We start from the raw sequence: 26,388 nt of genomic DNA, 5'->3' as shown, positions 1-26,388 counted from the left end.
GTCATCATGAGCAAGGTCTGGTTCGTCACCGGTTCGTCCCGCGGCTTGGGTCGCGAGTTCGTGGAGGCCGCGCTGTCCCGCGGTGACAAGGTGGCAGCGACTGCCCGGACCACCGGAAGCCTCGACGATCTGGTCGCCACCTATGGCGACGCAGTGCTCCCGCTCGAGATGGACGTGACCGACAAGGCCGCGGTGTTCGCGAGCGTGCAGCGGGCCAAGGAGCACTTCGGCCGGCTCGACGTCATCGTCAACAACGCGGGCTACGCCCAGATCGGTGCGATCGAGGAGCTGACCGAGCAGGAGCTGCGCGACCAGCTCGAGACCAACCTGTTCGGGGCTGTGTGGGTCATCCAAGCCGCGCTCCCCCACCTGCGTGAACAGGGCGCGGGCCACATCATCCAGCTGTCGTCCGCGGCCGGGCTGATCGCGATGCCGCTCGGCGGTGCCTACCACATCTCCAAGTGGGCCGTCGAAGCGTTGAACGAAAGCCTCGCCCAGGAGGTCGCCGGCTTCGGCATCAAGGTGACCGTGATCGAGCCCGCCGGCTTCGCCACCAGGGACGGCAACAACCCGGATCCGCTGGCCAACGGTCACCTGGCCGAAACCAGCCCCGTCTACGACGCTCTCCGTCAACGCCTCGCCGGCCTCGTCGGCAACCAGCCCGCGGGCGACCCGGCGGCCGCGGCGCAGGCCCTCCTGAAGCTCGTCGACTCCGACAACCCACCCTTGCGGGTGCTGTTCGGGCTGGGCTTCTACCCGATGCTCCAGAAGGTCTACGCCGACCGCCTCGAGACCTGGGCGGACTGGCAGGACCTCTCGGCCGAGGCGCAGGGCAATCTCGAACAAGCAGGGCGCTGATGAGGCGGCGGCCGACCGGTCCGGCGTAAGGAGGATCAGGACAGCCGCAGGATCTGGTATCCCGCCTCGGCGAGGAGGTCGGGCAGGTAGGTGACGGCATCGACGTTCTTCTGCCGCGTCGTGTCGGGTACGTCGTCCCAGCCAAGGAGGTCCGGGTGGTACCGGCCCTTCCGCACCGGCCCGTACGTGAATCCCGCCGCCCGCCGCTCGGCACACCAGCGCTCGTGCTCCAGCCTGGCGAGCAGTTCGACCTCACCCGGACCGAACGCGAACGGCTGGCCACCGTCGACAGCCGGAACGATGGCGCAGTCGATACGAGCGAGCTTCGCGCCGATGTCGTCGGCCTGCGCGCGGTTGGACCGCCTGGCCAGCTGTGGCAACCGCGACCAGGGAACGAGACTCGGATTGCTCGCGGTCGTCTCACCCGCCGCTCGACGCGTTGCGACATAGTGCGAGTGGATGGCCCGGCCGAGCTCGTCGAGATGGTCGCGCGGCGCCGCGTCGCAAGCAGCGTCGAGGATGCCGAACACCGAGATCCGGCCACGCGACATCTCGGCGAACCCGTTCTCGGCAAGCGCCCTCTCGTACGCCGTCGCTTCCGGAAGGCACAGCACGATCCGGTCGACGTCGAGATGAGTCAGGTTCAGCGCGGCCCGCAAGGCCAGGTCGAAGTCGTCGACGCACAGATAGACCCGCAGCCGTTTGGCGTCGGCCGGCGGTTGCCACCCGAGCACATCGGCATCAGGTACGGCGACCAGGCCGGAACGCGACTCCTGCTGGTGCGACTGACGTACGACGGCGCCACCGAACGGCGTACTGCCGAGCACCGCCACCGAGAAGTCCGGCTCGCCGGCGCCGACCAGCGACTCGCGTGCCAGCAACGAACGCGCCGCCAGTTCCTCGATGACGAAGAAGTTGAGCCAGATCCGGCCAGACGTGCCACCCGCGAGCCGGGAACGCAGCACCGCGAACATCTCAGCGTCCCGCACCTCGGCCTCGACCGTCGTCGTCTCCAGCGCCAGCTGCCGGACGGTCAACGCCACCGCGACGTTCGTGCCGCTTCGCTCTCCACAGACGTAGACCGTCGCGGCCCGTGGCACGCCCGCCGATCGCAGCGTCGCCTCCTGGGTCGGGTCTCCCGACACGACGAAGACGCCGTGCTGCCTGGCGAAGTCCGGGCCTGCCGTGTCACAGATCAGCACGACCCGCTCACCGTCGCTCGCGAATCGCCGGCTCAGCAGCTGCGCGATCACGTCGTTGCCGATGATCACGATGTGCCCCTTGGCATGCGCGACAGCCCACCTGCGCAGGCGTTCCGACAGCAACGCGCGAACCGTCTCCACCAGTGCGAGCACAGTGCAGGCCGGCGCGAGGAATCGGGCGATCTGCAGGGCCACCGGATACCGGCCGGGCGACACGGGCGGCCCGGACTCGAGGACGAACAGCTGCAGCGCGTAGTAGAAGTCGTCGAGCAGCGTCGCGTTCTCGTACGCGGGCAGGGTCGGCAGGCAGGCCCGGAATCCGAGGACGCCGAGCACGGCCGCACCCGTCGCGGTGATCGCGACGACGACCAGCTTCCAGACGTGGGTCCGGGCCCTCATGCGCGTCCCGCTCCCTTGTCCACGGCCTCGAAGGCGGCCCTCAGCGCGTGCGTGAACCGCCGCACACCCGCCGGATCGACCGCGTAGGCGAGTACGTCCGTGCCGTCCAGCAGCGCCCGCAAACGCTGCACCGCCCATGGTGCGTACCCGCCGTCCGCGCCGAGCAGGGCCGGCAGCTTGTGATGGTGGCAGATGAAGACGCAACGCACGTTGGCCTTCCGCCGCAGCTCCTCGATCTCCCACAGCAGGTTCTCGGTCGGCTCGGACACGTCGACCAGTACGATCCTCGAGGCCGCGACCAGCCGGCCCACCACCGCCCGCCAGACCGCTGTCTCCACGCGCAGGACGATCAGGCGCGGAGCGAGGATTCGCCTGCTCTGCTTGACGATCGCGCGGGCCGTCGGCTCCAGCTCGCGGAGGTTGCGGATCACGCCGGCCTTCGCGTTGTCGGCCGCCCGAACCGAACCGACGACCGAGCTGACGAACATCGCCGGCACGGCGAACGGCAGTGCGGCGAGCTGCAGTAGAGGCAGCAGCGCGAGGCATGCCGTCAACGCGAGCAGGGCTGCCAGCAGTACCACGAGCACCTGGAACAGTCGCACCGCTGTCGATCCCGACGGCTCGATCAGCGCGTCGAGCTCGCCGCTCTGGTGATAGGCGTACGCCGCCGTGCCCAGCGCGCCGACGAACACCAGCCCGGTCAGCCGGCCCAGGCCATGCCGGATCGCCTTCCACGCCTTGGATGTGGAGTCGACGCCACGCGCGATCGCGTTGATCGAGCGGGCGGCTCCGACACCGATCGGCGCGATCTCGGCGTCGTCCAGCGTGACCAGGCGCCAGAACCGCCCGATCGAACGGGCCGCCGCCGTCACGGCCTCCGTGGTCTCGGTGTAGCCGAAACGCCGCAGGAAGAGGACGAGTACGCGCCTTCCGCGCATCAGGTGGATGCCGATGAACGGGCCGAACGCGGCCAGCAGGCCAGTCGAAACCAACAGCACCGTCAACCGTTCGCGGGTGGCGTCCCCGATCCCGCTGAACAGCTCACCGGACGCGACCAGTGAGAAGACCGCGTACAGCACGAGCACGAACGCCGGTACGGAAGCCGCCAGCCCGGCCAGCAGGAACGCACCGCCGAGCAACGAGCCGGCTCCGCGACGCGCCCTGGCAGGCCGGTGCGCGGGCTGCCGGTCCGTGATGACGTGTATGGGCATGGTCCCTGTCCCTGTCAGTTGTCCGCCCCGTAGGCCCGCCAGATCGAGACCGTCGTGGCCGGCCGCGCGTTCGCCGCGGCCGCGAACCGGCCGAGCTTGGAGTTCCAGAGCGCCGTCCGCAGGTTCACCACGGCACCCGGCTCGATGATGTCGCCGAACGCGATCGGTCCGGCCGCGGCGATGAGATCGTCGAAGATCCACCAACCGGCGGGAGGCCGTTCGCAGCTCGAGTAGACGACCGCGACCTTCTCCGCGGATGGCGCGAGCTGGTCGAGGAAACGGCGCCTGCGGTCGCGGCGCAGCTCGCCGGCACCGGACGCCCTCGGCAGAACGACGATCAGCGCCTCGAGCGTCTCCAGCCGGGCGGCGAGCTGACGAACGACCACATCCTCGCCGAGCGGCGGGTCCTCGACGTAGATGAACTGTCTCGCCCGCGCGATCGCGTAGAGCAGGAACGCCGTTCGTTCCGTGTCGTCGCGAAACACCCTTGTGCGTTGGAGGAACGCGCCTCCGCGACCGGCCGGAGCCGAAGGCAGCTCGGTCCCCTGCCGGGCGTCGGCGTAGAGGCACTCGGCCGCGGGGCCGGATAGCTCGAACTGGCCTTCCGTACCGCAGAAGGCCCGCAGCCGCGCGCCGTCGTACGCCCATCGCAGGTCCAGCCGCCACGCGCGCTCGCCTGGTACCGGAAACCCGGCGGGAACCAGAGCGGTGTCGGCCACGAAGCTGCCGTCCCCCGTGCAGGCGGTCACGGCGTCGCGGAACGCCGAGCGGGCGTGCTCGGCGGTGGCGTGCGCGTGCACGTCACCGATCGTCACGCGTGGCGGCCGGCCACCGACCGGGATCGTCAGCCAATCGTCCAGTTCGCTGATCCGAGCGGCCTCGTCGACCGACAGCTCGAACGCCCGCTGCACCCGGTCCAGCTCATGGATCGCACGCGCGTCGACCTCGCCGCCGAACGAGATCGGTGTCATCTCGACGGCCTCGGCCATGAACCGGCTTACGGCGGCGGCGGTTTCGGCGCCGTACATGCCGTCCGCCCCGTACGCGGGCAAGCAGCCAGGGTCCCAACGCAGCAGGACTGTCTGGACGCGGCCGACGGCCGAGTCGTGTGCGTGGCGGCGCCACGAAAGCCGGTCGCGGCCCGCTGCCACGGCTTGCAGCAGCGGATCGCGAGCGAACAGGCGCGAAGCGAGCCGGCTCATTTCGCCTGGCCATCGTCGTTCTTCTCCTGGCCGTAGCCGGCGAGCGCTGGAACGACGCACTCCTCCTCGCCGTAGCGGTCTGCCGAGAGGAAGTTCTTCTCCTCGCCGTAGTGGTTGAAGGTCCGGACTCCGAGCGGCTTCCAGCTGATCGTGTAGTGCTGCTGGATCTTGGTGATGACGCCGGCATGCCCCTCGAGAACGTTGTCGAGCAGCATCCAGAACTCGGTTCCGTCCGAAGTCGTGTCCCCGCGGATGAGCAGAATCGAACTCACGTCGCCGCCTGCGAGGAGGTGCTCCAGCTCGGACCTGACGAAGCCCTCCAAGTCGGACGGATCCGCACCCTGGAGGCGCAGGCCCCAGAGCGTGCCCTTGCCTGTGTACTGGAGATACATGGGTTTGTCTCCCTGGTCATAGGTGTCAGTGGTCGGTCTCCAAGGAGTTTGCGGCCGTCCAGTGGCCGCTTGACAGAAGCTGACAGAGCCGAACAGAAAACGGCTGCGCGCGCTCCCGGTTCGAGCGAGAATGTCCGACAGGGGAGGTTTTCGATGAGCGCGCTGCCCAAACCCGACGTACCCAGCGGGCCGATCGGCGTTCTCTTCGACCAGCTGCACGCGCTCCATCACCGCGCGGGCTGGCCCAGCCTCCGCGACATGGCGCGCCAGGTCGGCTGCAGCCACACGACGATCTCAGCCGCGTTCTCCGAGCCCAGGGTGCCGCGCTGGGGTCTGCTCGAGTTGATCGTCGAGGCTCTGGGCGGCGACACCGAGCAGTTCCATCAGCTGTGGCTGCGGGCAAGTGGTACGCCCGCCGAAGCTGCCTCGGCGGGGGCAGCACCCGGAACCGGCCCGGCTCGCCGGCCGGACGCGATGCCCCCACCACGCGACCTGCCGGCCGACGTCGCGGCGTTCACCGGGCGCGATCACCAGCTCGAGAGCCTGGACCGGTTGCTCGCGAGCAGTGCGAAGTCCACCGCGGTCCTGATCGCGGTGCTGTCGGGAACCGCCGGCGTGGGCAAGACCGCGCTCGCCGTGCACTGGGCGCACCGGGTGGCCGCCCTGTTCCCCGACGGCCACCTCTACGTCAACCTCCGGGGCTACGACATCGACGAGCCCATGCAGCCGGAGGAGGCGCTGGCCACGTTCCTGCGTGAGCTGGGTGTCGAAGGCACCGCGATCCCGCCAGGGCTGGCCGAGCGGGCCGCCCGCTATCGCACGTTGCTGGCGGACCGGCGCGTCCTGCTCGTGCTCGACAACGCCCATTCCGTCGAGCAGATCCGCGAGCTCCTGCCCGGTTCGTCGTCCTGCTTCGTCGTCGTCACGAGCCGCGACGCGCTGCCCGCGCTGGTTGCTCGGCATGGCGCGGTTCGCGTCAACCTCGATCTCCTGCCGACCGCCGACTCGCTCGAGCTCCTTCGTACGCTGATCGGTGAACGGGTCGACGCCGAGCCCCAGCCCGCCGCCACGCTGGCCCGGCAGTGTGCGGGACTGCCGCTGGCGTTGCGAATCGCGGCGGAGTTCGCCGCGACCCGGCCCCGGATCTCGCTCGCCGAGCTGACCGCCGAACTCCACGACGAGGGCGAACGCCTCGATCTGCTGACCGCGGGCGAGGACGAGCACACCGCCGTCCGGGCCGTCTTCTCCTGGTCCGTACGGCACCTGAGCCCGGCTGCCCGCGACATGTTCCGCTGGCTGGGTCTCCACCCCGGACTCGAGATCGACCGCGGGGCGGCTGCCGCGCTGACCGGTGTCAGCGTTCCGGACGCCCGGAAACGACTCGACGAGCTCGTCCGCGCCCATCTCGTCGAGGAAGCCGGCATCGGTCGTTACGGCATGCACGACCTGCTCCGCGCCTACGCCCGCGAGCAGCTCGACGACGTCTCCGGCTCCGCGATCGATCAAGCGATGACCCGGATGTACGACCACTACGTCGACACCGCCGAGACCGCCTCGGCCGCTTACGAGAAGGGCGACGACCTGGCGCGCCGCCGGCTCGACACCGAACGCGAAAACCTCCTCGCGATCGCGCGGGCGGCGGCCGACCTGCCCGCGTACACCGTCCGGCTCTCGGCCGCGATGGCGCGCTACCTCAACGCGCGCAGCCACTACACCGAGGCGCTCGGCCTGCACGAGCTCGCTCTCGCAGCCGCCCGCCGCGACGGCGACCGGATTGGAGAAGCGGCTGCCCAGGACGCCCTCGGCGCGGTGCAGCGGCGGCTGGGGCGTTACGTCGACGCACTCGAACACCATCGGGCGGCTGCCGGCCTCTACTCCGAGTTCGGAGACCTGCGCAGCCAGAGCACGGCGTTGCGCGGCATGGGCGGCATCTGCTGGCGGCTCGGCCGGTACGCCGAGGCGCGTGAGCACCTCGACCTGGCGCTGGAGATCTGCCGGAGCATCGGCGACCGTACGGGCGAAGGCAACGTGCTCCACAACCTGGGCGTCGTCTTTCGGCGGACCGGCCAGTACGCCAAGGCGATCGAGTCGTGCGAGCGGGCCATCGCCGCCCATCGCGAGTCCGGTGACCTGGCCGGTGAGGGCCGGGCGATGAACAACCTCGGCATCAGCTACCTCCGGCTCGGCCGCTACGACTCCGCGTTGGAGAACTACGTACGCACGCTCGCTCTCCGGCGCGAAACCGGCGACCGCGCCGGCGAGGCCACGGCGCTGACCAACCTCGGCTCGACCTACGAAGGGCTCGGCCGCTTCGAGGAAGCGCTGGCCCACCACCAGGAAGCGCTCGACATCTCCCGCGAAGTCGGCTACCGCGTCGGCCAGGGCGACGCGCTGCGCGGGCTCGGCACGACACACACCTGGCTCGGGCTCCTCGACCAGGCGATCGCCGACCTGCGTTCGGCCCTGGCCGTCGCCCGCGACATCGGCGAGGTCGACCTGGAGACCAGCGGCCTCAACGACCTGGGCGGCGCGCTTCGAGCAGCCGGCGACCGGGACGCGGCGGCCGAGGCGCACGGGCGGGCACTCACGCTCGCGCGTACCTCCGGCGACCGCTACGAGGAAGCCCGCGCCCACCACGGCCTCGGCAACCTCCCCACCGCTGCGGCGATCTACGCCCAGCTCGGCGTTCCAGCACCCGCCGACCCGACGCCCAGCCTGTGACGCCAGGCCGCCGAGATCGGTCGATGGCGAGTAGCCGCGACCTCGCGTGACGCCATCCGCGCTATCCGTTCCGAGGCACCTGGAGTGGTCGCATTCGGACAACGCCAGGTGCTGCCACGGAGTCGAATCCCCGCTAGTGTCAACCTGAGGGTGCAAGAAATCGATTTCTGTCACGAGGAAGTGAGCACGGCCATGCCAGTGTCGAAGCCATCGTCTGATCGTTCGCGTTCGAGTATTTCGCGGCGCCTTCTACTCGGGGGTACCGCCGGTGCGATCGGTACCGGGATCGCCACAGGCTTCGGGACACCGGCCGTCGCCGACTCACTGGAGTATCCGCCGGTCTATGCGGACGGCATCAAGATCACCAAGGTGAAGAACCTCACCGGCCCCGACATCACGGGGCGGTTCGGCCTGGACTGGGTCGACCTTGGCTGCGTGACTCGTTGCCCCGACGGCCGGTCGCTGTATGTCTTCGGTGACAGCTTCGGCGGCGAGAACTGGGGAGACAACTGGCGCTCCCCCACGGCCCTGTGGTCGAAAACCCGTGTACTCGAGCGCGGGGTGACCTTCTCCGGTGCGGTGGGTGGGGTTCCGGCCGCGCAGCTCATCCCGTACGAGCACGGCGATGAGATCTCCACGATCATCCCGTCGGATGTGATCACGCTCGGCGACACGATCTACCTCCACGCCGTGGTCAACCAGGGCTTCGGCAACGTGATCTGGAGCGGCATCTGGACCTCGGCCGACAACGGGGCGACCTGGCACGACTCCGGCGCCCGATTCCCCGGTGACGCGTACGACAAGATGTGGAACCTGTGCACGTGGGAACTCGGCGACGACGGCTGGGTGTACATCTACACCGCCGAATTCCTGCGCGAGAGCCCGATGATCCTGCATCGTGTACGACCGCACGAGCTCACCAACCCCGACGCGTGGGAGCCGTGGGGGCGTGACGGCGACACCTGGCGATGGGGTGCCGGCCCGGACACCGTGATCGACGACATCATCGGCGAGATGTCGCTGCGCAAGCTCGGCAAGCGGTGGGTGTTCACCTGGTTCGACAGAACGAACTACAGGATCTCGGCGATGGTGCTCGACCACCCCACCCAGGACCTGCGGCAGACGGAGCGGGTGACCCTGCTGCACGGGACGAGTTGGAACAACCAGGACGCCAATCACGTCGCGCAGTTGTACGGCAGCTACGTGATCCCCGGGTCGACGCTGAACGACCTGCACCTCACCGTCAGCCAATGGAACACCAGCGACAACAGCATTTATCGGGTCATGCAGTACCGATTCCAGGACCTGGGCCGCAGGTTGTAGCCGACGACCCGGGACCGACCACGATCCGCGGCGACTGGGCCGCCGACGCGGCATCACTCCATCGACTCCAGGATGCGGTCGAGTGTCCGGCGTCCCATCCTGCTCATCGCCGGATTGCTGTCGACGTAGTACCAGACAACACCCATCGCTTGTTGGAACGCCCATGCCTTGCCGCGCTCCCACTCCAGATCGTCGCAGGCCAGTGCCCGCCGGAGTACGTCCCGCGGGCCTGGCCGCAACAGGTGCCAGGCACCGACCAGATCCAGCGCAGGGTCGGCCGGGCCGAAGCCGCCGGTGTCGAGTACGCCGCAGAGCCGGTCTCCCGCGACCAGGACATTGCCGGGAATCAGGTCACCGTGGCTCATCACGTCGGCACCCATACGTGGCAACTCCCGAAAATGGCTCCACACCTGGCGCAGCCGCGGCACGTCGAGCAGGCCCTCACTCTCCTCGAAGCACTTCGCCATCCAGTCGTCGTGGTGAGCGAGAACACCGCCACGACCCTCGCCGCTGAACAGCCGCCCCCGCGTCTCGGCGTCCCGCAGGGCAGCGATGAAGGCCGCCAGGTCCTCGGCGAAGGCGTCCGACCCACTCGGGTCGGCGTCAGAGGCGATCGTTCCCGGCAGCCAGGTCTGGACCGACCACGGCATGGGGTAACCTGCACCAGGCTTTCCCAAGGCGACAGGCTCCGGGGCCGGGAACCGGGACACCTGTGCCAGCTCCGCGCTCGCCTGGGCTTCCTGTTCCAGAACCGCCAGCGCCTCGGCAGCATCGGACAGACGCAGTGGGAAACGCGCAGACAGGTCGTCCCCGATGCGGAAGATGGCGTTGACCGTCCCTGTGGACGACATGGGCCGGATCGCCTTGCCGCTCCACTGAGGAAACTGTTCCTGGATCAGGGTCGCAACGATTCCGGTGGTCACGTCCACCTGGTCGTCGTGCATGGTCATTCTCGCAGGGCCCTTCCACTGGTCCACTTGCGAAACGCGTAAGCAGACCGGATCAACTCAAGACGACAGCCAGTATTCATGCGCCAGGGCCCATGTCAACCGAGATTTTCGGTCCTGGTTCAGGATGCCGGGCTGCGTGGTTAGCTGCGGCGTGGCGCTGTAGCGGAGCGGGCTTGGCCTGCGTTTTGGTTCGGGCCTGGTTAGCGCTTCTTGCGCAGCTTACGGGTGTCGCGGAGTGGAGCGTAGGGCTCCTCGTCCGGTGGGTGTCCTGCTCTGATCGCACGACTGCGCTGGAGTTCGGCGTCGAGTTCGAGCCCGAGGAGGACGGCGATGTTGGTGATCCAGAGCCAGATCAGGAAGATGACGATACCGGCGAGCGTGCCGTAGGTCTTGTTGTAGGAGCTGAAGTTGGCGACGTAGACGGCGAAGGCAGCGGAGGCCGCGAGCCAGACCAGGACGGCGACGGCGCTGCCGGGTGTGACCCAGCGGAAGCCACGTGGCCGGATGTTGGGCGCGGCCCAGTACAGCAGCGCGAGCATCAGGATGACCAGCACGACCAGGACGGGCCATTTGGCGATACCCCACACGGTGATCGCGGTGTCTCCAAGGCCAAGCAGGTCGCCGGCACGCTGGGCAAGTGTTCCGGTGAAGACCACGACGACGGCACCAAGGGTGAAGAGGATGAGCAATGCGACGGTGAGGCCGACCCGGATCGGCAGTGTCTTCCAGAACGGTCGCCCTTCCGGCGCGTCGTACACCGTGTTGGACGATCGCATGAACGCCGCGATGTAGCCCGACGCCGACCACACAGCCAGGGCGGTGCCGCCGATGGCCGCCAGGCCAGCCAGCCCGGGTGCGTGGAGGTTCTGCAGGGCGGTGGTGAGGATGTCCCGGGCCGGGCCTGGCACGAAACCCGTCAGGTTGCTGGTGATGGTCTGCACGGCTGACTGGCCCAGCAGCCCCAGCAACGACAGCAGTGCGAGCAGGGCCGGGAAGAGCGACAGCACCGCATAGTAGGTGAGTGCGGCGGCCTGGTCAGCCAGATTGTCCGCCTTGAACTCGACGACGGTTCGTTTGGTCGCCGCCCACCAGCCGCCAGCCGGCAGATCGGTCGGGGATTCCACCGTTTCGTTGCCGGTGTCGCGGTCCTTGGCCGGTGGCACGTTCTGCCGGCTGTCGTCCACCTCATCGTCTCGGTCGTCGTTTCGCTCCCGCTTGTCCACCACTCACCTCCAGCCGCCTACGCGCCGATAGAGCCTGGGGTCGTACCACGGCTGCCTCCTCGCACGTCACGATCCGGACCCCGCATCGCTACCCCCACCCCGGAGTGCAAACCCCAACCAGCCAACGGTCAATGCTCCGCCGGCGCGGTTTACGGCGGCTCTTCCAGGTATCTCCCAAAAGGGGCACATTCGCACGGCGGTCAGCACGAGGTGGTGCCAGGCTCCGTCGTTGTACGCCGACCTGGACCAAGCAAGCGCGGCGCGGCACAGACAATCTGTGGTCCGCGCAAGGTCAGCTTGACGTCAGTCCGGAATGCTGCGCATACAGCCTGGTCAGGACGGCGACCACCCGGGTCCACTCCACGTGGTGGGCCGGGTGATCGCCTTCTCGATGTCGCTCGCCCGGCGGACCGGAGCCCTACGCCTTAACGTAGCCGCGCGCCTCGACGATCCTGCCGTCGCGGATCCGGATGAGGTTGACGCCACGGACACGGTCCTGTTCGCCGTCGCCCCACTGCAGTAACCATGGTTGGACCGCGAGGTCGCCGTGGATCTCTGCCGCTTCTGGCGTGAACCTCAGCGCACGATTCGCCGCGAGCTCGGACCACCGCGTCAGGCACGCTTGACCGCCTTCACGGCGTGCGCCGTCCGGGGCCGGGCTCGTGTCCTCGATGACGCAATCGTCTGCGATGAGATCGTTCAGAAGGCCTGGATCGTGCAGACGGAAAGCATCGTTGTACAGGTCAAGGACCTCGCGAGTGGTGCGTACTTTCATCGTGCCACCCGCGCCGCTTGTTGTGGACATGGCCATCCTCGTCTTGGATAGTGGTTGGCGAAGGGGCTGAAGCTCCCTCGACTTCGATGGTGGTATTCAGCTGTCGGTACTTTCCATGCCGGCAAGCGGAACCTCGCCGCCGGTTTTGCTGTACGCGAGGGCTTCCAGAATCTGGCCGTCGCGGACCCGTATCAGGGTCACGCCTCGCACCGAACCCGCAGGAGTGCCTCCGAAGCGGAAGCGCCAGCGGATCGTCGCATGTTCGGACGAGACCACGATCTCTTCCGGCTCGAACTGTGTGCTGTGATCCTCGGCCAGCGCCGTCCAGAAGGCCAGGTTCGCCGCGCGGCCTTCATAGCGGGCGCCGTCAGGCGCTGGCTGGATCGCCTCCATGACACAGTCCTCGGCGACCAGATCGTTCAGTGCGGTGGGGTCGTGGTGGACGAATGCGTGGTTGAAGCGGTCAATGACCTCTGCCGTGGTGCGCTGAGCCATGTGTCTACTCCTGGACAGGGCAGTTGGTGGACAGATGTTCCGTATGGACCCAGGGCGGGTCGAAAACTCATCGGTTCTGGCGGACGTGTCCCGCTCCTACAAGATCGCCCAACTCGGATAGCCGAACCAGCGACCAAACACCACAGCCACAAACGATCCGCTGACGCCTGACCCGAACGAGGCTCTCGATGGCGTTGGTGAAGTAGATGAGGCCACCCGCGATCCGCTCGCTGCTGTCGAACGGGTGGAGAGGGCTGGGCCATCCGGCACCCGCCGCGGACCTGCCAGGACCGACGATTGGCACTCGTACAGAGCGCTCGGCCGCCGGCGTCGTGATCTTCCGGCTTGACGGAGCGATCGACACCGAGACCCGTCCCCGTAGCGACTGCGCTAGCGCGTGAGCGCCGGGAGTACGAGCCGGTCGACGATGGAGGTGAGCTGCGCTTCGGTCATGGGCGTGTCGTAGACGAGGTTGTGCATGATGATCAACGACGGCCCGGCGGCGCAGATCTCCGGCGTGATGGCCTCGGCCGAGATCTCGCCGCGTGCGGCGGCGCGGCGGAGCAAATCGGTGGTCGAGCTGAGCCGGACGCGCAGGAACCGGTCGCGGATGGCGGCGACGAGTTCCGGGTGCTGCTTCTGTTCGGCGATCCCGGCGACGATCGCCTTGGTGAGCGTCCCGGCCTGCGCCACGCGCCGGAAGTGTGTGAGGAGGTCCTGGCGCAGGTCTCCGGTTTCGGCGACGTTCTCGGGAACGGCCAGCGCGTGCGCGAAGGCCGCTAGCACCAGGTCGGTCGAGCTGCTCCATCGCCGATACAGAGGGGTACGGCTGGTTCCGGCGCGTTCGGCGATGCCTTCCATCGTCAGCCCGCTGAAGCCGACGTCCGCGAGCTCCGCGATCACCGCGTCGTAGATCGCCGCGAGCAGGTCCTGGCCGCGACGACGTGACTTCTTCGGAGGCCGTTCCGCCTGTTCCCGTTCCGCCACGACGTCTCCACGCTGGTCAGGTCCGTTGCTCGGACAACCGTAAGGCATCGGCCGCGCGGGCAACTTAAGGTTCGTTGGTGTACCTTAATCGCCATGACTCACGGCGTGACTGCCAACGAGCGGCTCACCGCCGCTGCCGGAGGCGTGCTGCTCGTTCTGGCGCTGGCCGAGACCTTCACCGTGCCGATGTTGCCGAGCCTGCTGTTGCCTCACTTCTTCATCGGTGTCCTGCTGGCCGGTCCGGTGGCACTGAAGACAGCCAGCACCGGGTGGCGATTCCTCCGCTACTACGCCGGTCACCCCGCGTACCGGCGCAAGGGCCCGCCCGGCCGGAACCTGCGGATACTGGCCCCGATGCTGCTCGCCGCGACCATGGGACTGCTCGGCACCGGGGTCGCGCTGGCGGCAACCGGCCCCGCGCCGGCGATGCTGATCCGGATCCACCTGATCTGCTTCCTGGCGTGGCTGACGGCTCTCGTCATCCATGTCTACGCGCACCTCCCCCGCCTGCTCCGGCTGATCGCGGACGACTGGCGCCGTCCCACGCCGTACGGACGGTGGAGCCGGTTGTTCGCGGTCGCCGCCGCCGTGGCCGCCGGGACGATCGCGGCGGTGAAGCTGGCACCGACGGTCGAACCGTGGGCGGCCCGGCCGGACGGCGGGCACGCCCGGATCCTGCTGCTCTACACCCTCGTGGCGGCGATCGTCATCGTCGCCGGCCTGCGTCGCCGCCGGGTGAACGCATGAGCGCCCTGAACCTGCTGACCGCCAGGTCGTTGTCGCTCGCCGACGCGATCGGCGGCTGGCGGACGATCGCCGAGGCGATCGGCTCTCGCGTGCTGTTCCTCGTCGTCTACCTGCTCACCGGCCGGGTGCTGGCGTCGGCACTGGTCGCCGTCGGCGCGGTGCTGGTGCTCGCGCTGGTCCGCCTCCGTACACAGCGAACGAACTGGTGGCAAACGGCCATCCCACTGGGCATCGTGGGCCTGTCCGCGTTGCTGGCGGGCGGCACCGGCAACGCCGTCGACTTCTACCTTCCCGAGATGCTGCCCGACCTGATCCTCGGGCCGATCTTCCTGCTGTCGATGCTGATCCGGCTTCCGGTCATCGGGCTGATCGTCGGCGGCGCTCGCGGTGAACGGCTCACCTGGCGGCATGACCGCGCCCGGCGCCGGCGCTACCAGCAGTGCACCGCGGTCTTCGCGGCCAAGTTCGTGATCGCCGCGGTCGTACTGCTGTCCCTGTACGCCGCCGGCAATGTCGCCGCGCTCGGCGTGGCCAGCGTCGTACTCGCCTCGCCGGCGCTGGGCGGTTGCGTCTATCTCTGCTGGCGGCTGCTGCGGCGCGCCGGACAGTCCGGGGCGGCCACCGATGAGGAGAGGACGGCACAGTGCGGGTGATCGTGATCGGCGCCGGCATCGGCGGGCTGACCCTGGCGCATGCGTTGCGTGAGGCGCGAATCGACGTCGTGGTGTACGAACGCGACACAGCACGAGGCAGGCCGCAAGGGGTGAGCCTGCACCTCGACGAGCGGGGAACAGCCGCCCTGAGTTCCTGCCTGCCGCCCGGCCATGTCGCCATGATCGAGGCCACGATGGGCGGCCCACGCGAGCAGAAGCTGGTCGTGTCCGACGTGGACGGAACGCTCGCGGTGACCCAGGTACAGCCGTTGGCCAGTGTCCTCGGACGTACCCGGATCGGCCGGCAGGTCAGCCGGCGGCTGTTGCGAGCGGTCATGCTGGCCGGGCTGGGTGACACGGTGCGGTTCGAGAAGGAGTTCACCCACTTCGAGCAGCAGGCCGACGGCCGCGTACGCGCGTGGTTCGCCGACGGCAGCACGGACACCGCCGATGTGCTGGTCGGGGCGGACGGGATCGGTTCTCCTGTACGCCGGCAGTACCTGCCGCAGGTGCAGGTTGCCGACACCGGGAAGCGCATGGTCTTCGGTGAGACGCCACTGCGTGCCGTCGCGCGGACCGGCCTGCCCGAGCTCATCGGCGGCAGCCCGACCGAGGTGCAGGTTCACGGCGTGAAGCTGATCCTGGCGGCGCTGCGCTTCACCCAGCAACCGCCGCGGGCGCGCGACCAGTGGCTGCCCGAGTTGGACGCCCGGCACGTCGCGGGCCTCGAGGACTTCGTGATGTGGGCGCTGCCCACCACCGCGGATCGACTCGGTGCCGTGGAGCCGGGCGCCGCGACCTGCCGCTGGGCTCGCGAGACGGTCGTGGAGCTGCACCCTGCGTTGCGGCTGGTTGTCGAGGAAACCTTGCCGGGCACCGCCGTCGGCCTTCGGATCGGGCTGGTGGAGCAGGCGGCACCACGGCCGGCGAGCACCATCACGCTGCTCGGCGACGCCGTTCACGCGTCGCCGGGTTTCGGTGCCAGCCAGGCGATGCGAGACGCCCAACTCCTCCGCGACGCACTGCTTCGTGCGCACCGCGGCGAGCAACACCTGCTCGCGGCGATCCACGACTACGAGGATTCGCTACGTGTGACCCCGTAGGGCAGTACGCCGCGGCGCGTATCGACCGGCAGGCCGGGTGCGCACGACGGCGCACCCGCACCCGCTCTCAGGCCGACGCCGATCCACCCGAGTTCCGGCGCTGTGTTTGGCAGCGGCGGAGGTGTTGCAGGAGTCCTTCGGTGTTGTTGATCATGTCGGTGATCTGCGGCAACCCGAGGCCGTCGATCCGAACCAGCTCAGCGGCGGATCCGATAGCGGATATGGGTGGCCTCCGGGGTGTCGATCACCCGAACTATCTCCAGTTCGATCCGCGCCGGCAGGATGTCGAACTGCCGGCGGCCTGCCCCGAACAACACCGGGATCTGGTGGATCTGAATCTCGTCCAGCACCCCGGCCTCGAGCGCCCGCTGCGCCGTGTACGCGCCGTGCACCATCACGTCCCGATCCCCGGCGGCGGCCTTGGCCTGCGCCATCGCGCTCTCGATGCCATCGGTCACGTACGTCACCAACGGATAGTTCGCCACCGACGGATCCGGCGGCCGGTGGCTGGCCACGAAGATCGGCACACCGTGATGATCACCTTTCCAGTGATCGACCTGCTCCACCAGACGCCGCCCCGCCAGCACCGCACCGGTCGCGTTCCACTCATCCATCAGCTCACCGGCCGGGCCGGACGGCCGGAAGAACTCGCCGTCAGGAGTAACGAACCACTCGTGCAGCCGCATGAAGCCGTCGCCGCCCGGATTGCCCGGTTCGTCGTTCGGCCCCGCGATGTACCCGTCGAGGGACATCGACATGTAGAGCACCGATGAGGACATGAGCCTGCTCCTAATCTTCGACCGCGCAACTGACCAGCCGCGCCTCCTGACCCAACGTTTCGTAGCGCTAGACCACCCCGATGCCAGAAACTCATCGGCCACTCCACATTCGGAGAAGAGACGCCAAGCGACCCACGACGCGCGGCGAGCGCCTCAAGCGTGGAACCAGTTCCGATCGCCGCAGGCGATCTCCGCGGCGACAGGAAGACCTCGCCACCGCGTTCGGCACCGACTGAACCCAGGTTGCCCCGAGAACGAAGACCTCAGAGTGCTGCGCCACACGCAGGACCCCTTGCATACAAGCGATGTCACGAGATCACCATGGACCGGTCGTGACCGGTTCGTCGTCGACGCCAACGGCTACACCAGGTCGAGCCCGCCGTCGACGCTGAGTACCTGACCGGTGAGCCAGGTCGCCGCGGGAACCGCGAGCCGGAGAATCCACGCCGCCACCTCATGCGGTTCGCCACGGCGTCCGAGTGGGATGCGATCAGCTTCGTCCCGCTTGATCGTGTCGATGAGATCGTTGGGCAGGCCGGCAGCGGTCAGCGCCTCGCTCTCGGTCGGCCCGGGTGCGACCGCGTTGACACGCACACGATCCGGGGCGAGCTCCAACGCCCAGCTTCGGGTCAGTTGTTCCAGCGCCGCCTTGGACGCCGCGTAGTGCGCGGCACCGGCGATCGGCCGGTGGCCGTAGGTGCTGGAGACGTTGACGATCGAGCCATGCGACTGACGCAGCCACGGCAACGCCGCACGAGCCAGCAGGCTGGGGGCGGTCACGTTGAGAGCGAACAGCGCCCCGATCGCGGACGCGGTCGCATCGGCCAGCGCCATCACCGCGGTCGCGCCCGCGTTGTTCACCAGCACGTCGAGCCGTCCCCACCGCTGCGTTGCCGAGGCTACGACCGCCTCCGGCGCGCCATCCGCACAGACATCGACGGGAAACGTCGCGATGTTCGGATCTGCCTCCGCCGTGGCCTTCAAAGCATCGGTTCGCCGGCCTACGCCCAGGACAGCCGCCCCTGCTCGAGCGAACGCGTGCGCCGTCGCCCGCCCGATGCCCGAACCCGCGCCGGTCACGATCACGACCTGGCCCGCGAACCGGTCTCCACTCGTCGGCTCGGTCAAGGCTCACACCTCCATTGTTCGACGTTCGTAGAACATCGAACAAGCTAGCATGGCCTCATGCGACAGGCACGACATCCAGCCATCGAGGAGATGGCGTTGACCACTGTGCTGGCCGCTCTCAGCGACCCGGTCCGAATCGAACTGGTGCGCTACCTGTCCGACGACGAGGAACGCGGCTGGGGAGAACTACCCGCGCCGGTTGCCAAGTCCACCCTCAGCCACCACCTACGCGTCCTCCGAGACGCCGGCATCACGCGCACCCGCCAAGAGGGCACCAGATGCTTCGTCGCCCTCCGCCGCGACGATCTCAGCACCCGATTCCCGGGCCTCCTCGAGGCCGTACTCGCAGCCGCGGAGGATCCTCTGTAGGCAGTCACGCATGCGCCCTCAGCGGGAGACTCCGAACGCTGATCGCATGAAGAGCCTGAGCCCCCTTCATACGAGTCACCTCGTGATGCGAAGGTAGTGAACGCATGACGGCCGGGCTGGACAGGCAGCAGCGTCGTCAGCTCGCCACGCTGCTCCACCACTGCGTGACGGCCTTGGAGGCATCACCCGACGCGTGACCAGTCAGGCACGCCCCGGGTGGCACCGGTCAGCGGCCTCGGGTGAGTTCGCCGCTGAGCTTGCGGTGGATTCGTGCGCTGTGCTGGTTGAGGCCGACGATGGTGACGGTCTTGTCGCGGCTTTCGTACTTGGTGGTGATCGCGTCCAGCGCCGCGACGGAGGAGGCGTCCCAGATGTGCGCGTCGCTGAGGTCGATGACGATGGTGCCGGGGTCGCCAGCGTAGTCGAACTGGTAGACCAGATCGTTGCTGGGGGCGAAGAACAGTTCGCCGGTCACGGAGTAGACCACCTGGCTGCCGTCGGGATCGATGACCGAGGTGACGTTGACACCAGCGGCGCCGGGATGACCTTCGTGAGCTTCGGGAAGAGCACGATCAGAGTCAACCCGCCGGCGACCAGTGGATAGACGGCCCAGGGCACGTCACGCAGCTCGGGAACCTGGGCCAGGAAGATCAGGATGGCCAGGGCGTTGACGAAGCTGACCAACACGCTGCGCGGTACGAACCGCATCAACCTGGCAACCCCAAGGCAGCCAAGCACGACCTGGATGATCCCGGCCAGGATGACCGCCGCGACGAGATACCCGAGGCCGTGTTCCCTGACGTCATGGCACGAAACGCAAGGTTGCGCCGAACCCCGGATTTCGCCAGCGTTACGAACGTTGGCTCAATGGTCGACTTCGCAACGCCTCGATGCCCCGAAGCGTGAGCTGCGCCTGTCCCCACGGCCCTTGGACGACGAGGCCGGCGACGTGGAGACGGATCAGCTGGTCCGTGAACATCGGCGCGAGCTGGCCACAACCTGTCGGACGGAACGAGGACGGCACGCCGTCCGTCCCGACAACGATCGTCACCCTGCCCTCGGCGACCAAAAGCAACAGCACGCGGTCGGTGTCAGTGAGGGTGAGATCCACTCCACCATCATCTGCGCCCGGGACGACTACCGGAGAGGCCGTTGGTCGCTCGTCGACGGACCAAAGTCCATCTCCTCGTCGGATCGGGTCGATGCGTCCTGGCCACAAGGCACTTCCCGCCTGGCGGGCGACGGATGCGCATCCCCGAACAACCACGCCGACACGAACCACCCAGCACGTCTGGCAAGAGCGACTGACGGGCGAAGGCCGGGGTATGTCCTCCGATGCCAACGACATGCGCACTGTACGCATGTGCACGGCCAGGGAGGGTCATGGAGACCGACGCCAGGAAGGATCGTCACGGCAAGACTGAGGCAGAACTGCCACCGGCTGCGGCAGAGCTCTGGGGATGGCTGGCACAGCGGCGCCCTGAGCGACACGCCGTGATCTGGCCCGAACCCAGGAGCAAGCAAGAGCAAGCGACAGACGGACAAGACTGAGCGCGACATCGAAGGACCGTCGACACCTCGCCACCGACCAGACGAGGCGCACCATGCGCGGTCGAACTGCGCGGCGTTCTGATGCGTCAAGAGGCCAACCGCCCTGCCAAGGCTCGGGCGGACCGCAGGTAAGTGTCAGCTCCCGGAAAGCTGCCGTGGTTGGAGCTGGTTGCTGACGTCGACGACACCGGGTGTGTCCCAGGCGTCGTCACCGGCCGCGCGTTTGGCCAGCCAGGTCGACACTTCACCGCCCAGGATGACCACGGATTGCTTGACGTCGACCCTGATGTCGTCGTCCTTGGTGTGGGGATTCTCCTTCAGCCGTTTGACCACCGTCGACTTGATCTCACCGTCGGACGGCGGGGCGGGCGGTTGCTCGCTCAACCAGCTGTAGTAGTAACGGTCCTCCGGATATGTCCAGGCCGGCGGCCAGAAGCCGGCTCCACCTGTCACTGCCACGAGACTCACTCCTTCCGGTCTCGCACGTACGTCTACCGCCGTACCCCGGATCCCGGCGCGGATGCGCACGGATGGCCGACTTGAACCCGCCCACTGGGCACGAAGCAGGCACCGATCAACCCGATGAACAGCAGGCCCGTTCCCGCCAACCGAGCTCACCAGCACCTGCTGGCTCCCACCGTCCACCCAGCGAGTCGATAAGGTGGGCGGCGGAGTGCCGGGAAGTCTGGTCGGCGACGTCGTTGTCCTATGTCGGCTGTCGTTGGTCAGGAGCTGGTTTCCATGCGCGCTCGCGATCTTGTTCGCCCTTTCCCGTCCGCGTGGATGGACACGGCCGCCCTCGATGCGGCGAAGCTGATGGCACGAACCCGCAGCCCGCTGGCCGCGGTCGTGGATCCCGCCGAAGGCATGCAGGGCGCGATCACGCTTGACGGGATGCTGGACGAGGTGCTTCCGGGATGAGTGGTCTGGCGTGGATATCCGTGGCGGTCTTCGTTGTCGCCTATGTGTTGATCGCCACCGAGAAGGTGCACCGGGTCGCCGCCGCGTGTGGCGGTGCGGCCATCATGCTGGTCATCGGAGCAACCGACGCCGAACACGCGTTCTTCTCCGAAGAGTCCGGCATCGACTGGAACGTCGTCTTCCTGCTGCTGGGCATGATGCTGATCGTCTCGGTGCTACGGCGAACCGGCATCTTCGAGTACGTGGCGGTTTGGGCGGTCAAACGCGCCCGGGGCAAGCCTTTCCGCGTGATGGTGATCCTCGTCGCGGTGACCGCGGTGGCCTCGGCGGCGCTGGACAACGTCACCACGGTGCTGCTGATCGCGCCGGTCACGTTCCTGGTCTGCGACCGGCTGGCCGTACCTGTCGCGCCGTTCCTGATCGCCGAGGTGATGGCCTCCAACATCGGCGGCGCCGCCACGCTGGTGGGCGATCCGCCCAACATCATCATCGCCAGCCGCGCCGGCCTGTCGTTCAACGACTTCCTGGTCCACATGGCGCCGCTGGTGATCGTGCTGATGGTCGTGTTCGTCGGGTTGTGCCGGATCCTGTTCCGCAAGGCGTTCGTCTACGACGCCGAACGGGCGGCGGAGGTGATGGAACTCCAGGAACGCGACGCCATCGACAACCCGCGCTTGCTCGTCGTCTCGCTCACCGTGCTGGGTGTCGTGCTGGCCGCGTTCGTCCTCCACACGGCGTTGCATCTGGAACCCTCAATCGTCGCGCTGGTGGGCGGCCTGACCCTGCTCGCACTCTCCCGGCTCGACGCCGGCGAGGTCGCCCGCGACGTCGAATGGCCCACGCTGGCCTTCTTCGCCGGCCTGTTCGTCATGGTCGGGTCACTCGTCAACACCGGCGTCATCGACACGATCGCCGGCGCCGCCGCCGGAGCCGTCGAAGGCAAACTCCTCCTGGCCACCAACGTGCTGCTGTGGGCATCGGCCGGGCTGTCGGCCATCGTCGACAACATTCCATACGTGGCGACCATGAGCCCGGTCGTCGCCGAACTCGTCCAAGCCAGCGGCGGCGGATCCGGCCCCCACGTGCTGTGGTGGGCCCTGGCCTTCGGCGCCGACCTCGGCGGCAACGCCACCGCCATCGGCGCCTCCGCCAACGTCGTCGCCCTCGGCATCGCCGAACGAGCCGGCCGCCGGATCTCCTTCTGGGAGTTCACCAAGTACGGCCTCGTTGTCACCGTCGTGACAATCGCGCTCACGACGCCGTACCTGTGGCTCCGCTATTTCGTGCTCGCATGAATCGGATGCCGGCCCGTCGGCTTGGATCCGGAGCATCGCTCTCTGCCCTGACCTGATGGTGCTAGTGTTGATATCACCATGTTGCTGAAATTGGACCTCCAGGATCCGAGGCCACTGCACGAACAGGTGGTCGAGGCGATCCGGCGATCCGTCATCGCCGGGGAGGTCCGCGCGGGAGAACGGCTGCCGCCCGCGCGCGATCTGGCCGCGGGCCTGGGCATCAACAGCAACACAGTGCTTCGAGCGCTTCGCACGTTGCGGGACGAGGGCGTGCTGGAGTTCCGACGTGGCCGCGGCATCACGGTCTCGAGCCGGCCGGATCCGCGAGAGCTGTTGCGCGAGCGCGTGCAGAACCTGCTTACCGAGGCGGAGCGGTACGGCTACCAGCCCGATGACGTGATCGAGCTGGTTCGAGAGTCGTCCTGACGGATTGGATGTGGTGACACCGATGAGCTTCCGAGTCCGGTTCATTGCGGTCGCCGGGGCCTGGATCGCCGGACTTACAGGGCTGCTCACCGCCGTCCTGCTGGTCTACAGGTCCCGCCTGCCAGAACCGCTGGCCAGCCACTGGGGAGCCTCCGGCAGGCCCGACGACTCGATGCCGTTCCTCGGCTTGGCGGCCGTCGTCCTGCTGTTGTGGCTCGCCGTGGCCGGGATCGCCGCGGGCGCCGGCCTGACCGGCGGACGGCTCACGCGGCGTCCGGTACGAGCATGGCTGGGCGCCGAACTGGCGGCTGGCGGAAGCTTCGTCCTGGGTTTGCTGGCGGTAACCGTCTGGGCCAACCTCGACGCCGTCCACTGGCGGCAAGCCAAACCGGTCGGCTGGCAGGTCATCCTGGTCATCGCCATTGCCGCGGCAGCCGGCTGGCTGGGCTGGGTGGTCGCTCGGCACGGGCCGGACGCACCACCGCAAACAGTCCGCACCGAGCAGGTGCGACGACTCGACCTTCGCCCAGGAGAACACGCCGTGTGGGTGTCGGCCACGGCCAACACGTGGCTACTCGGCCTCGGGGGCGTGCTCCTGGCACTGGCCGGCGCGGTCGCGATCGGTGCGGCGTACGCGCTGCCGTCGTGGATGCTGCTCGTCTCCGCCGCACTCGCTGCGGTCACCGTCGCCTGTCTCGCGGTGTCGTCGATCCGTGTCGAGGTGAACGAAGGCGGACTCACCATCGCCTACGGCGCCTGGCGCTGGCCACGCCGGCGTACACCGCTGCGCCAGATCGACAGCGCCTGGACCGAGCATCGTCGGCCATCCGAGGTTGGCGGCTGGGGCTACCGCGGGCTCCCCGGCTCGGCGACCATCATGATCCGCGGCGGCGAGTGCCTGGTCATCCGCTACCGGTCAGGCGGTCAGCTCCGGATCAGTGTCGATGACGCCGAGAATGGTGCCGCACTTCTGAATGCGCTTGTCCAGTCTCCATAGAGCCGCTGCCGCGCATGATCGGCCATCGTGCGTGAGATCCCATACAAGACCGTCGGCGACAGGACGCTGCTCCTTCATGTGTCGCCACCGCACGAGCCGATGGGCTCGCCGGTTCCGACGGCGGTCTTCTACCACGGCGGCGGGTGGGTGAAAGGTACGTGGAGGCAGTTCCTGCCGCAGGCCGCCCGTCTCAACCTCCTGGGCGTGCTCGCCGTCCTGGTCGAATACCGTGCGGAGGGCCCGGTCGCGGCCACCGCTGATGCCGTGGCCGCCATGAACGCCGTCGTCGAGGGGTCTCGCGACATCGGCTGCGACACGATGCACCACGTCAGCGAGAAGACACCGCCGACACTGATCATGCATGGCACGCGCGGTGCGCGTGCTCAGCACCGCCACGGCCGGTGTCGCCGCGGCCGACAGCTACGGCGGCTTCCTGGTCGAGGGCGCGCTGGCGGCGGGCTCCGGACCTGGAGTCAAGGGTGGTATCGACGTGGTGGCGGTGAACGACTCCGGCTCGGCTGCCACCAACCTGCTGTGCTCGACCAACTCCGTCAACGAGATCGTCGCCTTCCAGGCCAGCGTCGCCGGGCTCGTTCCACCAACGGACAACGCGCGTGACATCGGCAGCGAGCGTGCACGCATCCGGACCGTGTTCACCCGCGCCACCCGGTTGCACCCGTACACGGTCGCGACGCTGCCCGCGGCCGCGGGCGCACCGGGTGCGTTGATCCACGTCGGCGACGGTGACGACGGCAGGCCATGCCTGGCGATGTCGGACGGTACGTCGTGGCGCCGGGTGCCCCTCGGCGCCGCAATCAGGTAGCGCCGGCTGGGCTCCGGACACCTGGTGCGCCTCGGGTGCGGGAGCTGTCGGCGGCTTCCGTACCCGGGCCAGGGCCACCACGGGATCTCAGCCGCAGACCGTCCAGATGCCACGAGGAACCGAGGGAACGATGAGTGACCAGCCACTGGCCCGCGCGCAGCCGAACATCGTCCTGGTGGTCATGGACGACCTCGGCTACGGCGACCTGAGCTGCATGGGGAACACGATCCTGCGTACACCGCGGATCGACTCCGTCGCCGCCGACGGCATCACCCTGCGGAACATGTACGCCGCCTCGGCGGTGTGCACGCCTTCGCGCGTCGTGGAGAGCCTGGACCAGCACATCGGCCGCGTACTCGACCGCCTCGACCTCGGCCTGGCCGACACCCACCCTGGTCATGGTGACCAGCGACAACGGGCCGTGGTTCGAGGGCAGCACCGGCGGGCTCCGCGGAAACAAGCTCCACCTCGACCGCTTCCCACACGACCCGAACCGCGCACACGGCAAGGAACTGCCGCAGCTGTTCAACCTCGAGCTCGGCCCCGCGGAGACATACGACCTGCGGCACGGCCATCCCGACGTCCTCGAACACCTCACCAGCCTGGCAGCGCACTTCGAGGACGCGATCGCCGGACAGCGTCTGGCCGCCGAAGCCCGCGCAGCCGGTCGAGCGACACCGCCCTCGCCGGTGTGACCAGCGGTTCCGTGTCGGCAGACCGGCAGTTGACGCCTCGTTCGAATGACCTGCGGTCAGACCGATTCCTTTCGCGGGCGTGGGCGGTCTGTATTACGAGGCGTTCTCGGTGCTGGGGATCTGGGTGGTGTTCGGACCGGGAGGTCCAGCGATCGATCAAGTCGCCAGGGCTTTTGTGGGAGGCGATGATGTCGAGTGAACAGGTCGGGGTGGTCAGTAGATGCGGGTGAGGACATGGTGAGGACGCAGCGGTCAGAGGAATTCGTACAGCAGACCGAGCCGTTTCGGCGGGAGCTGCTGGCGCACTGCTACCGCATGATCGGCTCGGTGGAGGAGGCCGCGGACTTGGTGCAGGAGACCTACCTGCGGGCATGGCGGTCCTACGACAGTTTCGAGGGCCGCTCCTCGCTGCGTACCTGGCTCCACCGCATCGCCACCAACGCCTGCCTGTCCGCCCTGCAACAACGCGGCAGGCGGGTGCTGCCCTGTGGCCTGGGCGGTCCGGCCGAGGATCCCGATGCCCCGCCGGGCCCGGCAGAACCCTCGGTGGCCTGGCTGGGGCCGGTTCCAGACGCCTTGGTGACCCCCGAAACCCACGACCCTGCCACGCTTCTGGCCGAACGTGACAGCGTGCGGCTGGCACTCGTGGCGGCCCTGCAGTACCTGCCCGCCCGGCAACGAGCCGTACTCCTGCTGCGGGAGGTGCTGGGGTTCAGCGCCGGCGAAGTCGCGGCCATGCTCGGTGTCTCGACCCCCGCGGTCAAGAGCGCGCTGCAACGAGCCCGCGCCCGCCTCGATGAGGTCGCACCCTCCCCCGACAACCTCACCGAACCGACCCAACCGCACGCCCGGCAACTGCTACGCCACTACATCGCCGGATTCGAGAACGCCGACCTGACAGCCCTGGAGAAGGCGCTGCGCACCGACGCCGCCATCGAACTGGTGGGCACGCCGACCTGGTTCTCCGGCAAGGTGACCTGCCTGCGCTACCTGGCACACGTGATCGGATCTCCTGGCCACTGGCTGATGACCCAGACCCACGCCAACAGCCAACCTGCCGCAGCCACCTACCACCGCACCGCCGACCAAACCCATCAAGCCCTCGGGGTCGCCGTCCTCGACGCCACCCCCACCGGAATCGCCCGCATCACCGTCTTCCCCGG

General features: G+C 68.3%; 30 protein-coding genes and 1 pseudogene. 15 read left to right on the top strand and 16 right to left on the bottom strand.

Annotated features, from left to right (window positions below):
• The first annotated feature begins 6 nt into the window (after positions 1 to 6).
• Entirely contained in the window at positions 7 to 858 is an 852-nt protein-coding gene (locus tag ACYVF6_RS38150) for an SDR family NAD(P)-dependent oxidoreductase (protein WP_460528946.1), read from the top strand.
• Between the two features lie 35 nt (positions 859 to 893).
• On the opposite strand, the gene ACYVF6_RS38145 is transcribed toward ACYVF6_RS38150, so the two are convergent.
• The 4 genes from ACYVF6_RS38145 to ACYVF6_RS38130 all read right to left on the bottom strand — a co-directional run bounded on the left by ACYVF6_RS38145 (position 894) and on the right by ACYVF6_RS38130 (position 5,264).
• The gene (locus ACYVF6_RS38145; RefSeq protein ID WP_460528944.1) at positions 894 to 2,459 is read right to left on the bottom strand and encodes an NAD-binding protein; all 1,566 of its coding nucleotides are present in this window, start codon (positions 2,457 to 2,459) and stop codon (positions 894 to 896) included.
• Positions 2,456 to 3,670 carry a hypothetical protein gene (locus ACYVF6_RS38140; protein ID WP_460528942.1) on the bottom strand — a complete coding sequence of 405 codons (1,215 nt, stop codon included), beginning with the start codon at positions 3,668 to 3,670 and terminating at the stop codon, positions 2,456 to 2,458. The genes ACYVF6_RS38145 and ACYVF6_RS38140 overlap by 4 nt, the downstream gene beginning before the upstream one ends.
• Positions 3,671 to 3,684: 14 nt before the next feature.
• Positions 3,685 to 4,722 (bottom strand): phospholipase D-like domain-containing protein, encoded by a 1,038-nt coding sequence (locus tag ACYVF6_RS38135; protein ID WP_460528940.1) that lies wholly within the window; start codon positions 4,720 to 4,722, stop codon positions 3,685 to 3,687.
• Positions 4,723 to 4,868: 146 nt separating this feature from the next.
• The gene (locus ACYVF6_RS38130) at positions 4,869 to 5,264 is read right to left on the bottom strand and encodes a hypothetical protein (RefSeq protein ID WP_460528938.1); all 396 of its coding nucleotides are present in this window, start codon (positions 5,262 to 5,264) and stop codon (positions 4,869 to 4,871) included.
• A gap of 153 nt (positions 5,265 to 5,417) precedes the next feature.
• On the opposite strand from ACYVF6_RS38130, the gene ACYVF6_RS38125 reads away from it, so the two are divergent.
• Positions 5,418 to 7,985 (top strand): ATP-binding protein, encoded by a 2,568-nt coding sequence (locus ACYVF6_RS38125; RefSeq protein ID WP_460528936.1) that lies wholly within the window; start codon positions 5,418 to 5,420, stop codon positions 7,983 to 7,985.
• Positions 7,986 to 8,177: 192 nt separating this feature from the next.
• Positions 8,178 to 9,308 carry a DUF4185 domain-containing protein gene (locus tag ACYVF6_RS38120; protein ID WP_460528934.1) on the top strand — a complete coding sequence of 377 codons (1,131 nt, stop codon included), beginning with the start codon at positions 8,178 to 8,180 and terminating at the stop codon, positions 9,306 to 9,308.
• 53 nt (positions 9,309 to 9,361) lie between these two features.
• On the opposite strand, the gene ACYVF6_RS38115 is transcribed toward ACYVF6_RS38120, so the two are convergent.
• From ACYVF6_RS38115 to ACYVF6_RS38095, 5 genes are all read right to left on the bottom strand, one after another.
• Positions 9,362 to 10,252: an aminoglycoside phosphotransferase family protein gene (locus ACYVF6_RS38115; protein ID WP_460528932.1), complete on the bottom strand. Its 891-nt coding sequence runs from the start codon at positions 10,250 to 10,252 to the stop codon at positions 9,362 to 9,364.
• A gap of 206 nt (positions 10,253 to 10,458) precedes the next feature.
• Positions 10,459 to 11,481, bottom strand: a complete 1,023-nt coding sequence (locus ACYVF6_RS38110) for a YihY/virulence factor BrkB family protein (RefSeq protein WP_460528930.1) — start codon at positions 11,479 to 11,481, stop codon at positions 10,459 to 10,461.
• Positions 11,482 to 11,899: 418 nt separating this feature from the next.
• Positions 11,900 to 12,256, bottom strand: coding sequence for a nuclear transport factor 2 family protein (locus tag ACYVF6_RS38105; RefSeq protein WP_460528928.1), 357 nt, complete (start codon positions 12,254 to 12,256; stop codon positions 11,900 to 11,902).
• A gap of 96 nt (positions 12,257 to 12,352) precedes the next feature.
• Complete coding sequence (locus ACYVF6_RS38100) at positions 12,353 to 12,751, bottom strand: nuclear transport factor 2 family protein (RefSeq protein ID WP_460528926.1); 399 nt, start codon at positions 12,749 to 12,751, stop codon at positions 12,353 to 12,355.
• A gap of 390 nt (positions 12,752 to 13,141) precedes the next feature.
• Positions 13,142 to 13,738, bottom strand: coding sequence for a TetR/AcrR family transcriptional regulator (locus tag ACYVF6_RS38095; protein ID WP_460528924.1), 597 nt, complete (start codon positions 13,736 to 13,738; stop codon positions 13,142 to 13,144).
• Positions 13,739 to 13,831: 93 nt separating this feature from the next.
• Between ACYVF6_RS38095 and ACYVF6_RS38090 the strand changes: the two genes are divergently transcribed.
• Genes ACYVF6_RS38090 through ACYVF6_RS38080 form a run of 3 tightly spaced genes read left to right on the top strand, consistent with a single transcriptional unit; the run spans position 13,832 to position 16,241 of the window.
• Complete coding sequence (locus ACYVF6_RS38090) at positions 13,832 to 14,485, top strand: hypothetical protein (RefSeq protein ID WP_460528922.1); 654 nt, start codon at positions 13,832 to 13,834, stop codon at positions 14,483 to 14,485.
• A complete protein-coding gene (locus ACYVF6_RS38085) occupies positions 14,482 to 15,138 on the top strand; it encodes a DUF3159 domain-containing protein (RefSeq protein WP_460528920.1) in 657 nt (218 codons plus the stop codon). Before ACYVF6_RS38090 ends, ACYVF6_RS38085 begins: the two co-directional genes overlap by 4 nt.
• Complete coding sequence (locus ACYVF6_RS38080) at positions 15,129 to 16,241, top strand: FAD-dependent oxidoreductase (RefSeq protein ID WP_460528918.1); 1,113 nt, start codon at positions 15,129 to 15,131, stop codon at positions 16,239 to 16,241. Before ACYVF6_RS38085 ends, ACYVF6_RS38080 begins: the two co-directional genes overlap by 10 nt.
• A 197-nt stretch (positions 16,242 to 16,438) precedes the next feature.
• On the opposite strand, the gene ACYVF6_RS38075 is transcribed toward ACYVF6_RS38080, so the two are convergent.
• Both ACYVF6_RS38075 and ACYVF6_RS38070 read right to left on the bottom strand, forming a co-directional pair.
• Complete coding sequence (locus ACYVF6_RS38075) at positions 16,439 to 17,020, bottom strand: dihydrofolate reductase family protein (protein ID WP_460528916.1); 582 nt, start codon at positions 17,018 to 17,020, stop codon at positions 16,439 to 16,441.
• A 360-nt stretch (positions 17,021 to 17,380) separates the two neighbouring features.
• Positions 17,381 to 18,148, bottom strand: coding sequence for an SDR family NAD(P)-dependent oxidoreductase (locus tag ACYVF6_RS38070; protein WP_460528914.1), 768 nt, complete (start codon positions 18,146 to 18,148; stop codon positions 17,381 to 17,383).
• Between the two features lie 57 nt (positions 18,149 to 18,205).
• Between ACYVF6_RS38070 and ACYVF6_RS38065 the strand changes: the two genes are divergently transcribed.
• The gene (locus ACYVF6_RS38065; RefSeq protein ID WP_460528912.1) at positions 18,206 to 18,517 is read left to right on the top strand and encodes an ArsR/SmtB family transcription factor; all 312 of its coding nucleotides are present in this window, start codon (positions 18,206 to 18,208) and stop codon (positions 18,515 to 18,517) included.
• Between the two features lie 226 nt (positions 18,518 to 18,743).
• Here the strand turns inward: ACYVF6_RS38065 and ACYVF6_RS38060 are convergent, their stop codons facing one another.
• The 4 genes from ACYVF6_RS38060 to ACYVF6_RS38045 all read right to left on the bottom strand — a co-directional run bounded on the left by ACYVF6_RS38060 (position 18,744) and on the right by ACYVF6_RS38045 (position 20,527).
• Positions 18,744 to 18,992: an STAS domain-containing protein gene (locus tag ACYVF6_RS38060; RefSeq protein ID WP_460528910.1), complete on the bottom strand. Its 249-nt coding sequence runs from the start codon at positions 18,990 to 18,992 to the stop codon at positions 18,744 to 18,746.
• Positions 18,989 to 19,255: a hypothetical protein gene (locus tag ACYVF6_RS38055; RefSeq protein WP_460528908.1), complete on the bottom strand. Its 267-nt coding sequence runs from the start codon at positions 19,253 to 19,255 to the stop codon at positions 18,989 to 18,991. Before ACYVF6_RS38055 ends, ACYVF6_RS38060 begins: the two co-directional genes overlap by 4 nt.
• 112 nt (positions 19,256 to 19,367) lie before the next feature.
• Entirely contained in the window at positions 19,368 to 19,628 is a 261-nt protein-coding gene (locus tag ACYVF6_RS38050) for a hypothetical protein (protein WP_460528906.1), read from the bottom strand.
• A 575-nt stretch (positions 19,629 to 20,203) separates the two neighbouring features.
• On the bottom strand, positions 20,204 to 20,527 hold the full coding sequence (locus tag ACYVF6_RS38045) for a BON domain-containing protein (protein ID WP_460528904.1): 324 nt from the start codon (positions 20,525 to 20,527) through the stop codon (positions 20,204 to 20,206).
• Positions 20,528 to 20,851: 324 nt separating this feature from the next.
• On the opposite strand from ACYVF6_RS38045, the gene ACYVF6_RS38040 reads away from it, so the two are divergent.
• The 6 genes and pseudogenes from ACYVF6_RS38040 to ACYVF6_RS38015 form a co-directional block, all read left to right on the top strand.
• Positions 20,852 to 20,989 carry a hypothetical protein gene (locus tag ACYVF6_RS38040; protein WP_460528902.1) on the top strand — a complete coding sequence of 46 codons (138 nt, stop codon included), beginning with the start codon at positions 20,852 to 20,854 and terminating at the stop codon, positions 20,987 to 20,989.
• A complete protein-coding gene (locus tag ACYVF6_RS38035; protein WP_460528900.1) occupies positions 20,986 to 22,284 on the top strand; it encodes an ArsB/NhaD family transporter in 1,299 nt (432 codons plus the stop codon). Before ACYVF6_RS38040 ends, ACYVF6_RS38035 begins: the two co-directional genes overlap by 4 nt.
• A gap of 78 nt (positions 22,285 to 22,362) precedes the next feature.
• Positions 22,363 to 22,710: a GntR family transcriptional regulator gene (locus tag ACYVF6_RS38030; protein ID WP_460528898.1), complete on the top strand. Its 348-nt coding sequence runs from the start codon at positions 22,363 to 22,365 to the stop codon at positions 22,708 to 22,710.
• 22 nt (positions 22,711 to 22,732) lie between these two features.
• Positions 22,733 to 23,707, top strand: coding sequence for a DUF1648 domain-containing protein (locus ACYVF6_RS38025; protein ID WP_460528896.1), 975 nt, complete (start codon positions 22,733 to 22,735; stop codon positions 23,705 to 23,707).
• Between the two features lie 361 nt (positions 23,708 to 24,068).
• Positions 24,069 to 24,530 carry a hypothetical protein gene (locus ACYVF6_RS38020; protein WP_460528894.1) on the top strand — a complete coding sequence of 154 codons (462 nt, stop codon included), beginning with the start codon at positions 24,069 to 24,071 and terminating at the stop codon, positions 24,528 to 24,530.
• 106 nt (positions 24,531 to 24,636) lie between these two features.
• Positions 24,637 to 24,789 (top strand): annotated as a pseudogene (locus tag ACYVF6_RS38015) (hypothetical protein); the annotation flags it as partial.
• On the opposite strand, the gene ACYVF6_RS38010 reads toward ACYVF6_RS38015, so the two are convergent.
• Positions 24,726 to 24,875, bottom strand: a complete 150-nt coding sequence (locus tag ACYVF6_RS38010) for a hypothetical protein (protein WP_460529040.1) — start codon at positions 24,873 to 24,875, stop codon at positions 24,726 to 24,728. The pseudogene ACYVF6_RS38015 and the gene ACYVF6_RS38010 sit on opposite strands and share 64 nt — an antisense overlap.
• A gap of 53 nt (positions 24,876 to 24,928) precedes the next feature.
• On the opposite strand from ACYVF6_RS38010, the gene ACYVF6_RS38005 reads away from it, so the two are divergent.
• On the top strand, positions 24,929 to 25,225 hold the full coding sequence (locus tag ACYVF6_RS38005; protein WP_460529038.1) for a hypothetical protein: 297 nt from the start codon (positions 24,929 to 24,931) through the stop codon (positions 25,223 to 25,225).
• A gap of 234 nt (positions 25,226 to 25,459) precedes the next feature.
• The coding region (locus ACYVF6_RS38000) for an RNA polymerase subunit sigma-70 (RefSeq protein ID WP_460528892.1) at positions 25,460 to 26,388 on the top strand (929 nt) is incomplete at its 3' end.

This window comes from Flindersiella endophytica, from assembly GCF_054779015.1.
Note: the sequence above shows the minus strand (reverse complement) of the source record. Positions and strands in the feature narration are given on the sequence as shown.

Excerpts from the sequence above, each read along its gene's own strand:
- ACYVF6_RS38035 (WP_460528900.1), top strand. The coding sequence starts at position 20,986 with ATGAGTGGTCTGGCGTGGATATCCGTGGCGGTCTTCGTTGTCGCCTAT.
- ACYVF6_RS38105 (WP_460528928.1), bottom strand. The coding sequence starts at position 12,256 with ATGAAAGTACGCACCACTCGCGAGGTCCTTGACCTGTACAACGATGCT.
- ACYVF6_RS38040 (WP_460528902.1), top strand. The coding sequence starts at position 20,852 with ATGGACACGGCCGCCCTCGATGCGGCGAAGCTGATGGCACGAACCCGC.
- ACYVF6_RS38150 (WP_460528946.1), top strand. The coding sequence starts at position 7 with ATGAGCAAGGTCTGGTTCGTCACCGGTTCGTCCCGCGGCTTGGGTCGC.
- ACYVF6_RS38125 (WP_460528936.1), top strand. The coding sequence starts at position 5,418 with ATGAGCGCGCTGCCCAAACCCGACGTACCCAGCGGGCCGATCGGCGTT.
- ACYVF6_RS38100 (WP_460528926.1), bottom strand. The coding sequence starts at position 12,751 with ATGGCTCAGCGCACCACGGCAGAGGTCATTGACCGCTTCAACCACGCA.
- ACYVF6_RS38120 (WP_460528934.1), top strand. The coding sequence starts at position 8,178 with ATGCCAGTGTCGAAGCCATCGTCTGATCGTTCGCGTTCGAGTATTTCG.
- ACYVF6_RS38030 (WP_460528898.1), top strand. The coding sequence starts at position 22,363 with ATGTTGCTGAAATTGGACCTCCAGGATCCGAGGCCACTGCACGAACAG.
- ACYVF6_RS38025 (WP_460528896.1), top strand. The coding sequence starts at position 22,733 with ATGAGCTTCCGAGTCCGGTTCATTGCGGTCGCCGGGGCCTGGATCGCC.
- ACYVF6_RS38140 (WP_460528942.1), bottom strand. The coding sequence starts at position 3,670 with ATGCCCATACACGTCATCACGGACCGGCAGCCCGCGCACCGGCCTGCC.
- ACYVF6_RS38090 (WP_460528922.1), top strand. The coding sequence starts at position 13,832 with ATGACTCACGGCGTGACTGCCAACGAGCGGCTCACCGCCGCTGCCGGA.
- ACYVF6_RS38010 (WP_460529040.1), bottom strand. The coding sequence starts at position 24,875 with ATGTGCTGGTCCAGGCTCTCCACGACGCGCGAAGGCGTGCACACCGCC.
- ACYVF6_RS38115 (WP_460528932.1), bottom strand. The coding sequence starts at position 10,252 with ATGCACGACGACCAGGTGGACGTGACCACCGGAATCGTTGCGACCCTG.
- ACYVF6_RS38145 (WP_460528944.1), bottom strand. The coding sequence starts at position 2,459 with ATGAGGGCCCGGACCCACGTCTGGAAGCTGGTCGTCGTCGCGATCACC.
- ACYVF6_RS38130 (WP_460528938.1), bottom strand. The coding sequence starts at position 5,264 with ATGTATCTCCAGTACACAGGCAAGGGCACGCTCTGGGGCCTGCGCCTC.
- ACYVF6_RS38085 (WP_460528920.1), top strand. The coding sequence starts at position 14,482 with ATGAGCGCCCTGAACCTGCTGACCGCCAGGTCGTTGTCGCTCGCCGAC.
- ACYVF6_RS38005 (WP_460529038.1), top strand. The coding sequence starts at position 24,929 with ATGGTGACCAGCGACAACGGGCCGTGGTTCGAGGGCAGCACCGGCGGG.
- ACYVF6_RS38020 (WP_460528894.1), top strand. The coding sequence starts at position 24,069 with ATGGCACGCGCGGTGCGCGTGCTCAGCACCGCCACGGCCGGTGTCGCC.
- ACYVF6_RS38065 (WP_460528912.1), top strand. The coding sequence starts at position 18,206 with ATGCGACAGGCACGACATCCAGCCATCGAGGAGATGGCGTTGACCACT.
- ACYVF6_RS38075 (WP_460528916.1), bottom strand. The coding sequence starts at position 17,020 with ATGTCCTCATCGGTGCTCTACATGTCGATGTCCCTCGACGGGTACATC.